11 protein-coding genes and 2 pseudogenes are annotated in these 13,212 nt (G+C 38.7%); 8 read left to right on the top strand and 5 right to left on the bottom strand.

The window, feature by feature from the left end; translation table 11 throughout:
- Positions 1 to 184: 184 nt before the first annotated feature.
- Entirely contained in the window at positions 185 to 2,377 is a 2,193-nt protein-coding gene (locus WKK05_RS41820; protein WP_341532278.1) for a VWD domain-containing protein, read from the top strand.
- Positions 2,378 to 2,381: 4 nt separating this feature from the next.
- Here WKK05_RS41820 and WKK05_RS41815 read toward each other — a convergent pair whose 3' ends face one another.
- Entirely contained in the window at positions 2,382 to 3,380 is a 999-nt protein-coding gene (locus WKK05_RS41815) for an IS630 family transposase (protein ID WP_341531590.1), read from the bottom strand.
- Positions 3,381 to 3,979: 599 nt separating this feature from the next.
- Here WKK05_RS41815 and WKK05_RS41810 point away from each other — a divergent pair.
- Complete coding sequence (locus WKK05_RS41810) at positions 3,980 to 4,582, top strand: tyrosine-type recombinase/integrase (protein WP_341532277.1); 603 nt, start codon at positions 3,980 to 3,982, stop codon at positions 4,580 to 4,582.
- Positions 4,583 to 4,674: 92 nt separating this feature from the next.
- Here the strand turns inward: WKK05_RS41810 and WKK05_RS41805 are convergent, their stop codons facing one another.
- Positions 4,675 to 4,902: a hypothetical protein gene (locus WKK05_RS41805; protein WP_341532276.1), complete on the bottom strand. Its 228-nt coding sequence runs from the start codon at positions 4,900 to 4,902 to the stop codon at positions 4,675 to 4,677.
- Positions 4,899 to 5,810, bottom strand: a complete 912-nt coding sequence (locus WKK05_RS41800) for an aspartoacylase (protein WP_341532275.1) — start codon at positions 5,808 to 5,810, stop codon at positions 4,899 to 4,901. The genes WKK05_RS41805 and WKK05_RS41800 overlap by 4 nt, the downstream gene beginning before the upstream one ends.
- 235 nt (positions 5,811 to 6,045) lie before the next feature.
- On the opposite strand from WKK05_RS41800, the gene WKK05_RS41795 reads away from it, so the two are divergent.
- Together WKK05_RS41795 and WKK05_RS41790 are read left to right on the top strand one after the other, a co-directional pair.
- Positions 6,046 to 6,975 carry a LysR family transcriptional regulator gene (locus WKK05_RS41795; RefSeq protein WP_341532274.1) on the top strand — a complete coding sequence of 310 codons (930 nt, stop codon included), beginning with the start codon at positions 6,046 to 6,048 and terminating at the stop codon, positions 6,973 to 6,975.
- A 324-nt stretch (positions 6,976 to 7,299) separates the two neighbouring features.
- Complete coding sequence (locus WKK05_RS41790; RefSeq protein WP_341532273.1) at positions 7,300 to 7,920, top strand: MarR family transcriptional regulator; 621 nt, start codon at positions 7,300 to 7,302, stop codon at positions 7,918 to 7,920.
- A 750-nt stretch (positions 7,921 to 8,670) separates the two neighbouring features.
- On the opposite strand, the gene WKK05_RS41785 is transcribed toward WKK05_RS41790, so the two are convergent.
- A complete protein-coding gene (locus tag WKK05_RS41785) occupies positions 8,671 to 9,066 on the bottom strand; it encodes a hypothetical protein (RefSeq protein WP_341532272.1) in 396 nt (131 codons plus the stop codon).
- 595 nt (positions 9,067 to 9,661) lie between these two features.
- Here WKK05_RS41785 and WKK05_RS41780 point away from each other — a divergent pair.
- The 4 genes and pseudogenes from WKK05_RS41780 to WKK05_RS41765 form a co-directional block, all read left to right on the top strand.
- Positions 9,662 to 9,823 (top strand): annotated as a pseudogene (locus WKK05_RS41780) (integrase); the annotation flags it as partial.
- A gap of 43 nt (positions 9,824 to 9,866) precedes the next feature.
- Positions 9,867 to 10,445, top strand: a pseudogene (locus tag WKK05_RS41775) (MFS transporter); the annotation flags it as partial.
- Between the two features lie 83 nt (positions 10,446 to 10,528).
- Positions 10,529 to 11,203 carry a response regulator transcription factor gene (locus WKK05_RS41770; RefSeq protein ID WP_341532271.1) on the top strand — a complete coding sequence of 225 codons (675 nt, stop codon included), beginning with the start codon at positions 10,529 to 10,531 and terminating at the stop codon, positions 11,201 to 11,203.
- 95 nt (positions 11,204 to 11,298) lie between these two features.
- A complete protein-coding gene (locus WKK05_RS41765; RefSeq protein ID WP_341532270.1) occupies positions 11,299 to 12,537 on the top strand; it encodes a HAMP domain-containing histidine kinase in 1,239 nt (412 codons plus the stop codon).
- A 91-nt stretch (positions 12,538 to 12,628) separates the two neighbouring features.
- Here the strand turns inward: WKK05_RS41765 and WKK05_RS41760 are convergent, their stop codons facing one another.
- Positions 12,629 to 13,129 (bottom strand): PepSY domain-containing protein, encoded by a 501-nt coding sequence (locus tag WKK05_RS41760; RefSeq protein WP_341532269.1) that lies wholly within the window; start codon positions 13,127 to 13,129, stop codon positions 12,629 to 12,631.
- Between the last annotated feature and the right edge of the window lie 83 nt (positions 13,130 to 13,212).

The following is a 13,212-nucleotide window of genomic DNA, read 5'->3' as shown; positions in this document are numbered from 1 at the left end:
AGAATAGACTTTACTTATTGACATAATGCGGCCGCTCTGGCTGGGGTATGCTTTACTCATGTTGCTCTCTCAGTGCTGTCTACTATCTATTTACAGCGTATACTGAGAGAGCTTTTTTACTATTTCTCTGACTTTTCAAACAGCCTCTAAGTAATGAAAACCCCAAATTTATAATGATTAATTTATGCAAAATGTGAAATTTAAGTTAATAGCTATGGTTAGTTTTCTCACTACAGTAGCAACTTCGATTTTTATTAATAGTACATTCTTAAACCGTACTTTAGCATTTTTATCTTGCACAATTTTGGGATTTAATTCTGCTTTTTGTATGGCTTATATACAAGAAGTAAAATTTGAGCGTGTAATGGCAGCAGATTTTCCATCTGTAGGGGAAATTACCAAATGTCCAGAAGACAAGTTAAATTCAAAGTCATTTAAAAATTTAGAACAAATTAATAAAAAACTTGATTTACGTTTAGCATTCAAAGCTAGCGAAAAAGGACACCTTAGTATTACGAGAGATGCTTTAAATACAATCAACGTAGGCGAGCTTCGTTTTTGTGATCAAGCTATTAGGCAAATTATTGATGATAATAGGAATACGGATATTCTGCCGGAAGTAAAAGACCCAGAATCCGTATCAGAATACCTTACTACACGTGATAGCAAATTCTTTTCCGAAGATTTTTTTAAGCCAGAAAATCATTTTGACAATGAACAATTTGAAGCTTCTTCACAACGACTTATAGACCTTAAGGAAGAAATTATTCGTTATCTTACTCCCAACCCTAATGTTAGCCCTTACGATCCTTCTCTACCTAGCAGAGGAGGAATGGCACGGGCGCGTCTAGGTAGTGCCTTACACACAGTACAGGATTTTTACGCCCACACTAATTGGGTTGAGTTAGGTTTCACGGAGATTGACAAACGCCTTGGGCGACAAGTAATTACCGACCCTAATAGATTTTCTACTCTCCGTCCTGCCCCAGAAGATGATCCGGGTAAGCTTCTGCCTAAGTTTATTGGCACTAGAGATATAACAAAACTCACATCAGGTTATTTCATAGGCATTGGATTACGTATATCATGTCAAGCTCCCTCATATAAAGTTCGTCACGGTAGTATTAACTGTCGAGGTCTTAATAAGGATGAACCTGACAAGGATGGGTTCGCTAAAGATGGATATAAGAAAGCAAGAAACTTAGCAGTTGAAGCAAGCAAGGACTATATCAATCAAATCATTGAAAATTTACCAAATGAGTATTCAATTAAAGCTTTGATGGGTATGCTAGATGAAAATATCCCATCAAAATCAAAAGAAAACCCATGTAAATCAAAACCAGATAATCAAAAACAAAAAAAATGCGAACTAAAAGAAGGTAAGAGTTACGGTGATCCTCACTTAATCACTTTTGATGGATTGAAATATAGTTTTCAAACAGTGGGCGAATTTATCTTAGTAAAATCCAACGATGATGATTTAGAAGTACAGGTACGACAAACACCTGTAAATTCATCACTATCATTGAATAGCGCTGTAGCCATGAAAGTAGGTAAAGATAGAGTGGCGCTCTATTCCCAAGATTTGCCAGATGCAGATAGTAACACTCCCCTACGAATTAATGGGAAACCAGTATCAATAAAAGATGATTTTTTATCTTTGTCTGACGGGGGAAAAATTGCAAAAAATGTGAATTCTTATATAGTAGATTTCCCCTCTGGTGAGAAATTAGTAGCAACCTTAGCTCAGGTTGGAGGTAATTACTATTTTAATGTTTCACCTTTTGTATATAACCAACCAAAACGCATTAGCGGGTTACTTGGTGATTTTAATGGTAAACCCGATGATGATCAGAAAATTCGTGGTGGTAGTACCTTAGCGTCAAAGTCAACCTATGGAGATTTGAAAAAGGTTTTAGACTTGGTGGGAATTGGTCAACTTCCTTCCTCTTTAAAAGGTTCTGAGGAACTTTATTTTGAGCAACTTTACAAGGACTTCAGCAACAGTTGGCGAGTTAAGCCACAAGAATCATTGTTTGATTATCCAACAGGTAAAACCACAGCTAATTATACAGATACTAGTTTCCCAGATAAATATTTGAAACTAGAAATGCTGTCTTCAGACCAGATCGAAAAAGCGCGTAATGCTTGTATGGAGGCAAAAGTAAGCCAAGATTTGATGGAAGGGTGTATTTTTGATGTGGGCTTTTCTGGCTTTTCTGAGTTTGCTCGCACTACTGCTGAAATTAACGGTTACATCAATACTGTCAAGAAACTATTCCCAGGTGTAAACATACCTACAGTTACTAATCTGGTTGATCAGGTTGTTCCTAAAAAGATTTGTACGTTTGGTATTTGCATAGAGAGACCTTTCTAAGTATCTATGCAAAATTAATTATGTATTTTTCTCCAAAATCTCGAATGACTTTTTCAACATAGTTAACTAAATTTGACCAACTAGAGTATGCATCTATTTCTATCCATTCATATTTGATAAAACGCCAGAGAATTTCTATTAAATTTAATTGAGGGGAGTAGGATGGTAGCCAAAATATTTCTAATTTCTTCTCTTGCCACTCGCTAATTTTTTGCTGGATTTTTTTGCTTGTGTGAAAAGACGCTTTATCCATAACTACAATGGTTTTTATTTGAAGATTTCCAGCGAATTTATCAAGACAAGAGATAACGACATCACTTGTAACATTTCCTTCAAATATATAGGCATCTAATTCTTGAGCACAATTCATTAATCCTAGTACATTTAGGCGACGACTACGACTACTATCAATTTTAATATTTTCTCCTTTTTCTTGCCATCCATAAGGTATATAAGGTGTTAAACAAAATCCGGTTTCGTCTAAATATCTTAAATCAATTTCCCCAGATTTATCTTGTTGTTTTAGAACAGTGAGTTCCTCCTGTTTTTCCTTATATTCCAGTGGGTCTGGCTCTCCTGCTAATCCCCTTTTAAATCTCCTCCATGTCATTTCAAAGTTTTTTAAAATTCGTTTTACTGTATCTTTACTAACTTTGACTCCCCAGAGCTCTTCAATTTGAGCTAATACTTTTCCTAAATTTTTTGGTGATTGTTTTACCCACTCTTTGATTTGGAGCTCTTGAAGTTCATTAAAAATTGGTTTCCTGCCTCGCCCTGGGCGATTATATAGTCCTAACAATCTGTATTCTTCCCAATCATTCATCCAATTGTATATGGTTCCTCGAGTGACTTGAAAAATTTCCATCAATTCCGAAATTGTTTTTCCTTTATAGCTCAACAAAATACAGTGCGCTCTCTGTTTTACTTGATAATGAGAACTTTGTTTATATATTCTGTTAAGTAATTTGATTGTATCAATATTTAAATCTTTAATAAATCGCATTTTTTGACCTTATTGACAACCAGAAGATATTTTAAATTACTATTTACATAATATAAAATTAATTTTGCTTAAGTACTTAGAAAGCCTTTTAGTTAACGACAAACCCATTAAGGGTTAAGGCGCAATTAGGAGAGTTAGCGATCGCGCACCGATGCTTAGAAAAGCAAGCGTCTAAGATGCTTGCTGGGCAACGGTTTTAGCCTTAGCGTACAATTTCCCCGTTTTGGCACGGTGATGCCCTATACGCCAAGTAGTTTTAGGATTAAAGATTGCCAAATTGTCCACTTTGTGATAATTCTACAACTGCACTAATTGCAACATAACTTTATAAGGTATAATGCCTCTCCACTTTCCTGAGATGTCCATATATCAGATAAGCTGGGGAGAAAAGAGAGTTATTGCTGAGCTAACTCTTCTCTATACCTGCTCCAACAGATAACTTTCTTAACCAAACCGTATTTAAAGCAGACGTACTTATTAAATGACAACTATTCGCAATAACTCTTGAGTGGCGCGTCTCTCAACGAGAGAATAGGGCTTGTGGCGTAGTAGACTGTCCATAATACATCGCCTAAACCGGACACTATCACCAGAAATAAATGAGGCCGCCGCCCCCAACTCGTCTACCCAACAAGCATTACAGGTCTAGAGAATACCTTACACCAACTGAGGTGCGATCTCTCCTTGATGCCGCCCTCGATCGCAAAGCTCGTTATTCTCACCGTGATTATACACTGATGTTACTCATGTTTCGCCACGGTCTGAGGGTAGGGGAAGCTGTAGGGGCTAAGTGCGGTTTAAGGTGGGATGCACTGATGTGGGCCGAACGCCAGATTTTCATCACCAGGGAAAAGGGTAGTGATTCAGGGGTGCATCCCCTGAGAGATGATGAATTAGTTTTGCTCAAAGAACTCAGAGAGATGTTGCCTGATAGCAAATATATCTTCGTTTCTGAGCGTGGTGAGGTGATGTCTACTGATGCAGTGCGAAAGCTGCTTGGGCGGCTGGCAGCACAGGCTGGGCTTGATATCAAAGTTCACTGTCACATGATGCGCCATGCTTGCGGTTACTATCTGGTGAATCAGGGTTATAACACCAGGGAAATTCAAGACTTTCTAGGACACCGTGATATCAAACACACTGAAAAATACACTAAGCTGAATGCTCGACGCTTCCTGAATTTTGATTGGGGGGATTTGTAACGTTAAAACAATGGACTAGAGCCGAAAAAGCCCTCTTCTCATTCCCCCAAAAGTCATAAAATGAAAGCGCTCCTAAATTACGCCAATATCACTTAAGGAAATGGAATATTTGCTTGACAACCTTCTAATTCAAGGTCTTGACACATTTTATCACACTTATTTTTCAGGTCAGAGTACAGTATCTTATCTTGAGTTTCCTTAAGAAGCTTGACAACACAAGCATCAACTGGATTTGAGTTTCTGCTAACAGTTGCTTGCCAGAAAAGCCAGAACAAGCTAATAAAAATACCAGCAACGAAGTATTCCAATAATTTGCTCATGATGCCTCTACGATAATTTGTCGCTTGTTAGTTAGACACATGGCAGTGCCTTGCTCGTAATAAGCAGCTTCATTAATGAAAATAGGGAAAACAGTCGATGTACCTTTATATGTAATCGTTTCTTCGTCAAAAGTAAGAAAGATCGGCTCTCCAGGATTTAAAGGCTCAAAATCTCTAGACTGAAGCTGTGGGTGAATCATCGCTTGAATCTCTCCATGCTCATTTCTGGGATAATCGATAGTTCTTACATATTCATAAAGTGTGAGCGTATTGGTTTGAGACTGAATTGAACCTTGATTGAATGCTTGTACATAGTCAAAAATGGCATAAATTATTGACTTTGTTTTCTGAAATAAAACTGCATTCAACACGCCTTGAGGTACAGGGCCAACTTCAAGAGCAAAACCTAATTCGCATTGAGAAATCAGAAAGCCATCTGCTGCATGAGATGGTATATAAAGAACTCTCACTTCTGGATTAATTGAACTCAGATATACTGCTAGTTGTAACAACCAAGGATCAAGTTTGATTAGAATAAGAGTCAAACCCATGTTTGCAGTAGTACTGTGCAAATCCACAAACATATTTATCTGTGATTGAATTTGTGATTTGAGATTATTGTAGATTTGCCTTGCTAGCTTATCTTCAAAACTAGAGAGTGTCAGGTTGTGTAGGTCTTGATTATTGAAGCGGCGGTTTAAGTCTGTTTCAATATAACGTCTACATTGTGCAATAGCTTCGGGATTAGCTAACAGAGTCTGGATTTGAAAGCCTGAGCGTTGAATTAAATGGGGGAATTGCTCAAACAATTTAATTAGATGTACTCCTGTGAGTTCGTTTCCATGCATTCCCCCAATAATCATTACAATCCCAATAATGAAGTCTGTTATTTGCTCTATTTCAGGCATACTGATTGTTGATATAAGGTTAAATTTAATTAGTCCATAACTGGCTATATAAAGTCAAATCAGATATTGCATCAGACTCAGATAAATTTGCATAAGAAGGTATCAGCAGACTGAAATAATTTCTAATAATGTTGGACTTATCTATCTACGCACTAAAATTTTCAACAATTAGGATGCTCCTCGTCAAATTAACTTTTGTATAAAACTAGGACAATTTTGCATAGTAGGTATATTTATGAATATAGAGAATCTAAAGTTTTTTCTTGTTTTAGTAGAAAACCAACTCAACTTCAGTCGGGCTGCGGAACATCTGAATATTGACCAGGGGACTCTGAGCAGACGTATTAAGCGGTTGGAAAAGGATTTAGGAGACCCGATAAAGCGCTTAGAGCCTATACTTATTAACAGGGATACTAGTCAATTAACTCCTGCTGGAGAAGTGTTATTGAAAGATGCTGTTGAGATTATTAAGCAAGTTGAACGGACAAAGGAACGAGCATACAGAGCTAGTCGCGGCGAGATAGGTGAGTTGGGGATTGCAGTTAATAGCTCAATTATTAATAGTGTTTTGCCAGATATTTTGAAAGTTCTTCACTCTCGCTTCCCCGATGTCAAATTTGTTTTATATGAATTAGCACCTCAAGAGCAAAGACAGCAATTACTTGATTACCAAATTGATATTGGGTTTGATTTTTTACCCTCTGACAATCATCCTGATTTAATTTCTACGCTTATTTTGCAAGAGCCACTGGTGATTGCTTTACCTGAGTCACACGAACTAGCGAGTAAATCTCAAATTCCACTCAAGGCATTAGCAAATGAATCTTTTGTTTTACCTTCACCAGAGATAGTCCACTTCTATAAGCAAATTATCGACTTTTGTAAACAGGTTTTTGGTCGGGAACCAAAAATTGTCCAAGAAGCAACTTGGATGCTGACTGTATTGAGCTTAGTTGCAGGTGGAGTTGGGGTATCATTACTGCTGAAAAATGCCCAAAACATTCAGCGTCAGGGAGTTGTCTACAGACCAATTGAAGGAGAAAACTTGGAAATCCAGATTGTTGCACTAATGCGGCGCAATGACCAATCTACTGTCTTAAATGAGTTTTTACAGCTTGTCAAGGATATAGTAGCTACCAATTTGAAAAAAGAACGTGACAGATAGGAAGTGTAAGAAAGGTCGTGGAGAATTTACGAACTAAAGTTGCTCAAAGAAATGAAAATATACAACTTCATAGGCTACATTGATGTAAAAACGCCGACTGTAAAGCATTCAGCCCCAGATTAACCCGCAAGAGCGATCGCTTCCAGCGGGCGGGTACGCAATCGCGCTTTTGTCGGGATTTGATAGTTTCACGACATCCGAGGCAAGCGGTTCAAAGACACTCCGACCTGACTGGCGGTCAGTCCGGTAGTGAATGCAGTTGCTAATTGTCAGTGCAAGCGTGTATGCTGTTACACAAACTGTCTGCCAGTCAGACCGCCGACTATGACCCAACTCGACCGAGTGCCAGTAGCACAGCTCCCCGACAAGTACGGGATTGTTAAATCCGTCCTCTACGATCGGATCAATCGGTTAGGCATCAAGCCAACCAAAATTGGCAATAAGTCTTATGTCAGTGGAGAGCAATTAGAGTTGCTTGACCAGCTAGATGCTCACATGAAAGCAGGTGGCAGCATGGCGGACTTTGCCGACCAATACGCCAGACAGTCCGGCGGTCAGCCTGAGCATTTTGATTCTGGCATAGAGTCTGCCAGTCAGTCTGACGGTCAGTTAACAGTGACCGGACTGACCGCCAGTCAGCTCGGTCAACTTCCGCAACTAATTGAAGGGTTAGTGACACGGCTAATTCCTGCGATCATTCGCCAGCTTCCGGGACTAGCGACCGCTCCAGATCCAGTAGCCCATCTGCGGGCATTGGAAGAAGCTTATAAAAATGGTTGGCTACTTAGCACTCGTGAACTGGCGACTCTGCTCAAATTATCTCCAGCTACAGTTCGCGGGTACGGTACAAAGTTTGAAGATGGTGGTTTTATTTTTACCAGGGCGGGACAAAGGAAGGGGGGAGAGGTAGCGTGGTCAATTGGAAAAGCCAAAAAATTTAAATAGGCGTTAATTGTAGTCGGCGATAAATTGGGTGATCTGGTGAATGTATAGATTTAAATCAATGCTATTAAGATAAACATAAAAAACCCTAGATAGATGCCAACTTTATCGAGATTGCAATTTATCCAGGGTTGTAAAGTATCTATTTATGTCTCGTAAAACGTAAACTAAGTATTCCCAAAAAATTTAGTATTTGAACAGATGATTGATGTGGCCTTTATGGGGGCTGCCAAGAGCAACGGCAGAGTACAGTACATACTCTCAATAAACCCAAATTACACGGTTGTCGGCTCAAAGCCAAAAAAGCTCAACGTTATATCAATATATTTAGGTATCAAATCACTATAGGCTTTGCAGTTTATTGTGTCGCTAAATCTTCTACTATTGTTATCAAACGTCAATTTCGCCGTTGATCTCCTAAGTCTGCATTCATTAACTCCTCTGCTACCTAACTCATCGCAATACTCCTAATTTCCACAACGAGCCAGGGTGAAAATTATCCTACAAAGCCTTTATTCTCTGCACAAACCCAATACTTTCTTTGCAATTTTCCTACCGTTAATTAAAGTTACAAATGCAAAATTGCTCACTCTCTCATTTAAAGTGGATGTTTGAGTGGTTTATCCGAAACACTAGCTTTGATTTTCCCACTTTTGGGATATACGGTTTTTTTCAAAAATCAAATAGGATTCCTATAGGATCGCAGAAGTATTGAAAGTTTATGTTTTAAAGTTTAGACTTTTTTCCTTTCGGCTATAACCCAAATTTAGTTAAATACTCTGATAAATATTTTTCTCGAAGTTGTCGCTTCTCTTCTTCTAAAGTTAACAAATCTTGTTGCATAAGCTTTTTAAGCCTTTCTATACATTCTTCTTGAGTAAGTATATCTTCGAGTTGCATAAGCTTTTCAAGCCTTTCTACACATTCTTGTTGAGTAAGTATATTTTGTGCTTGAATGAGCTTCCTCAGTATTTCTATACATTCTTTTTGGTTTTTAGAAAAATTATCACTGCCAATTGATTGGTTAGGGTTCTTTTTTGCTTCCTGTAAAAGAGGATAAAGTTTATTAGCCATCCGAAAATCGGATATTCCACTTCCATGATTGATTGCTTTAACAAGTTGAAATGCTGATAACTTAGGTAAGTTCATTTTGTATTCCTTATATTAGAAAAAGTAGAAGTAAATACTTACTCCTATATTTTGCGTTTATTATAACTAATACCTAGAACACTAGGGCCAACGCATTATGTCAACAATACTGATGTACGTTGACAAGCTGTTTTGATTCTCGCTTTCCCTGCGACTGTCGTTATCTCGCCAGTAGCGTAGAGCATATTACGGTATTTGAAATAGTGGCGAGATTTGACGTGATTGCATGGGAGTGCAGTCTTGAAAGCGATCGCAACGAATGACCAGATGGAGAAATAAATGGAAATTACCCGATTGTCGGCTCAATGCCAAAAAAGCTATCACGCCAGATCAATATATATAGGCAGCAATTACACGTAATGGCTCTAACGTGGAATTGGCAATTGAAACTGGTTCTAAAAGAGCCAATGCCTCATGGCTCTTGTAAAAATTTCCTCGTCAGCACTTGGCACGGGTCTATGAAGAAGTGGCAGGTTATTTAATGCAGAGAAGTTGTATTCTCGCAATCCAGGGAGGCTAGAAGGTGTACAGAGAGGCACATTTGAGGGAGGATCTAATTCAAAGCCTCATTAAACTTGCCGTGAACACCCGCGCGATGTCTGACGACAAACTGCTTCGCATTTACGCTAACAATTTTAGCCCAGAGTCGCTGGCACTGACAGAGCCTCTGCCCATTACCATGCACCCAGCAGAGGTGTATCTGAACAGTTTAGGTGAAGGTTCGCGGCGCACAATGCGCGAGGCGTTAACTAGCATTGGGAGTACACGAAAAGAGTAAAACAGCCAACACAGCATCTCACAATCATCCACTGCATTTTTCTACTCTTGCTAACTTGAGCCGGGAATACTGGTTTTTGGTAGTAGTTGCACTATTGTTTAATTTAGGCAACTCTAGCGATGCTTTTTTATTACTTCGTGCTTCTCAAGTTGGGATTACAGCCGCTTTCGTGCCATTGACCCTACTGGTGATGAATTTAGCTTATTCTCTTAGTGCTTATCCAACTGGTGTCTTGTCGGATCGCTTTGGACGTGTAAAACTACTATCTGCGGGATATTTACTGTATGCCCTAGTTTACTTGGGCTTTGCTTTTGTTCAAGCTGCTTGGCAAGTCTGGGTTTTGTTTGCTCTGTACGGTTTGCATTTGGGTATGAGTCAGGGCGTATTGTTAGCACTGGTAGCAGATAAAGTTTCAGCTGCATTACGAGGTACTGCATTTGGATTTCTCAATCTAGCAGTAGGCATAGCACTTTTACCAGCCAGTATTTTAGCTGGTGAATTATGGCAGCACTTTGGATCAACAAGTACTTTTATAATTAGTAGCATCTTTGCATTAGTGGCAGCACTGTTATTAGTGTTCAATAATTCAAATCATTTATAATTCATTACATTGTAAAAGTTTGTAACTAAAATCATCCCTAACTTGATGTTACCAAGCTCTAATAAGTTAAGAGATGAAGTATTATGAGAATTTTGATAATTGAAGATGACGAGCGCATTGCCAAACCATTAGCCGAGTATTTAAGACGACAACACCATATTGTGGATGTAACAAACGATGGGCTTGATGGGTGGGAATGGTCGCAATCAGGATTATACGAGTTAATCTTATTAGATTTAATGCTTCCTAAATTAGATGGCATCACTTTGTGTCAGCGTTTACGTGCTGCTTCATCTAATGCTCTGATTTTAATGCTGACAGCGCGAGATACAACAGGCGATAAAATTATTGGACTCGATGCTGGTGCTGATGATTACTTGGTCAAGCCATTTGATCTAAAAGAGTTAGCAGCACGTATCAGAGCTTTAGCTCGAAGAAGTCCACAGATGCGCCCATCAATTTTAATCCACGGTGATTTGCAATTAGATCCGGGCAGCCAACAGGTTACTTATGCAGGGAATATTCTGTCATTAACGCCTAAAGAATACATGATATTAGAATATTTTTTGAGACACCCAAATCAAGTTGTGACTCGTTCAGCAATCTTTGACAAACTGTGGGAATTTGATAAATATTCGGGGGAGGGAAGTATCAAAACTCATATTACAAATTTGCGGAATAAACTCAAAGCTGCTGGAATTTCAGAAGACTTGATTGAAAATGTTTATGGCATTGGTTATCGTTTACGACATCAGTAAAATAGTTTAATTAGAAATATTGGTCTCAATCATTACTTATATGTGTACCATCCTAGATTTTAGTTAATAACCAATAGTTTGCTATCCATAAAAATGTGTTTCAAAAAATTCGATATCGTTTATTGTTGTCTTACTTGGTAGTTTTTGCATCACTGCTAGGAATATTTGCGCTCGCAGTCCGAATTGTTTTCGCTCATAGTCTGACTCAACAAATTAAAGATAAACTCACAGCTATAGGACAAGGTGCAGCTGCAAATATAGAATTTGAGGCAGGTCGCCTTAAAGTTGAAAGTGACTTTCGTCCACAAGACCTAATTGCTCGTCATCAAGCATTACAGTGGTTTGATACTCAAGGCCATTTAGTTACTCAACAAGGAAAAACTGTTTTAAACTCACCATTATTACCAAGCAAAATGGTACAAGTTCAGAGCGGCAAAGTTCGTATCCAAGCTGCAACTATACCAATTATTGATAGCGACAATAATCAGTTGGTTGGGTATGTGAGGGTGAGTCAATCTTTAGAAGAATTTGATGAAACTCTCAAAAAATTAGACTGGGGATTAGGCGGTGGAATTCTTATAACTTTGGTTCTTAGTGGGATTGGTGGCATTTTCCTAACTCGTCAAGCGATGCAACCTATTGAGGAGAGTTTTCAAAGGCTCAAACAGTTTACTGCTGATGCTTCCCATGAACTACGTAGTCCTTTAATGGCAATCAAAATTAATGCTGAGTTACCGTTAGAATATCCTATGGAAATCGGGCCAAAAGATGCAGAAAAGTTTCAGGCGATTGCCAGTGCTACTAACCAGATGACTCGCCTCACAGAAGACTTACTGTTCTTGGCACGTACCGATAAAGTTCCGAATGGGGATTGGGATAGTCTCAATTTAACGTCAATCTTGGAAAACTTATTGCTACTTTATAAACCTCAAGCTGGAGCCAAGCAAATTAATTTGATCTCTCAGCTAACAGAGAATCTTTACTTGATGGGTGACTCAGTTCAACTAACGCGGCTATTTTCTAATTTGATTGAAAACGCGCTCCATTACACACCATTAGGAGGCGTGATTGAAATCAAAACCATTCGTGTCGGTTCTCAGGTTTATGTCAAAGTGCAAGATACAGGCATAGGAATTGCACCAGGGCACATCGACAAGGTTTTTGAGCGTTTTTGGCGAGCAGATAAATCACGTTCTTATAATTGTGGTGGTTCTGGTTTAGGATTGGCGATCGCTCAAGCGATTGCCCAAAATCACGGTGGATTAATTACTGTCACTAGCCAATTAGGATTTGGTAGTTGTTTCAATGTCCGTTTACCAGCTTCTATAAATTAGGGATTGATAAAGGTTAACTTCATCAATCCCTGTGTATTAAATGTTTAGTTAGTATGTGCTACAACAGTTTTTACTTAATTAAGCTCCCGACTTACTTACTATCATCATTGGTTTCGCGCTCACTATCACCAGTATCTGGAACTTGAATACTGCTCTTGGGACGATTAGCTTCATTTTTTTCATCTTCTTGATTGTCATTTTCGGCATATAAAACCTTGCCATTACCAGCATCAACTTTCACATCTTGCTGACCAATTTTTACAGAGTAAACTAAGTTGCCATCTTCGTTTTCAAGTTTGACGCTACTGGACTTAGCTCCTCTGGATGCTTCAGCTGCTTGCTGTGCTTGTTTTCCTGTAATTTTAGCTAGCGGTTGCAGTTTTGCTGCTTCTTGCTGTTCTTGTACATCATCGTTTGTTTCACCATCACCATCACCATCACTGGCTTGGGCAATTTGGGTAGCAATATGATGCTGATGTACAACTGCTACCGGAGATTGTGGTTGTTTTGCTCCTACAACTCTCGACAATCCAGCAAAGCCCAAAGTACCAACAAAAGCTGCTGTACAAATGATTTTTGTTGAAGTTTTCATACTTGTAGAATCCCTAAAATTCTGGGTTTGTATTTTCACTGTAGGTAATAAAAGTTCAGAACTAGTCAAGATTAAATTGAGCT

The organism is Nostoc sp. UHCC 0302, from assembly GCF_038096175.1.
Classification (GTDB): Bacteria; Cyanobacteriota; Cyanobacteriia; order Cyanobacteriales; family Nostocaceae; genus UHCC-0302.
The sequence above is the reverse complement of the archived record's forward strand: the minus strand, read 5'-3'. Positions and strand labels throughout refer to the sequence as shown.

Excerpts from the sequence above, each read along its gene's own strand:
- WKK05_RS41820 (WP_341532278.1), top strand. The coding sequence starts at position 185 with ATGCAAAATGTGAAATTTAAGTTAATAGCTATGGTTAGTTTTCTCACT.
- WKK05_RS41815 (WP_341531590.1), bottom strand. The coding sequence starts at position 3,380 with ATGCGATTTATTAAAGATTTAAATATTGATACAATCAAATTACTTAAC.
- WKK05_RS41810 (WP_341532277.1), top strand. The coding sequence starts at position 3,980 with ATGAGGCCGCCGCCCCCAACTCGTCTACCCAACAAGCATTACAGGTCT.
- WKK05_RS41805 (WP_341532276.1), bottom strand. The coding sequence starts at position 4,902 with ATGAGCAAATTATTGGAATACTTCGTTGCTGGTATTTTTATTAGCTTG.
- WKK05_RS41800 (WP_341532275.1), bottom strand. The coding sequence starts at position 5,810 with ATGCCTGAAATAGAGCAAATAACAGACTTCATTATTGGGATTGTAATG.
- WKK05_RS41795 (WP_341532274.1), top strand. The coding sequence starts at position 6,046 with ATGAATATAGAGAATCTAAAGTTTTTTCTTGTTTTAGTAGAAAACCAA.
- WKK05_RS41790 (WP_341532273.1), top strand. The coding sequence starts at position 7,300 with ATGACCCAACTCGACCGAGTGCCAGTAGCACAGCTCCCCGACAAGTAC.
- WKK05_RS41785 (WP_341532272.1), bottom strand. The coding sequence starts at position 9,066 with ATGAACTTACCTAAGTTATCAGCATTTCAACTTGTTAAAGCAATCAAT.
- WKK05_RS41770 (WP_341532271.1), top strand. The coding sequence starts at position 10,529 with ATGAGAATTTTGATAATTGAAGATGACGAGCGCATTGCCAAACCATTA.
- WKK05_RS41760 (WP_341532269.1), bottom strand. The coding sequence starts at position 13,129 with ATGAAAACTTCAACAAAAATCATTTGTACAGCAGCTTTTGTTGGTACT.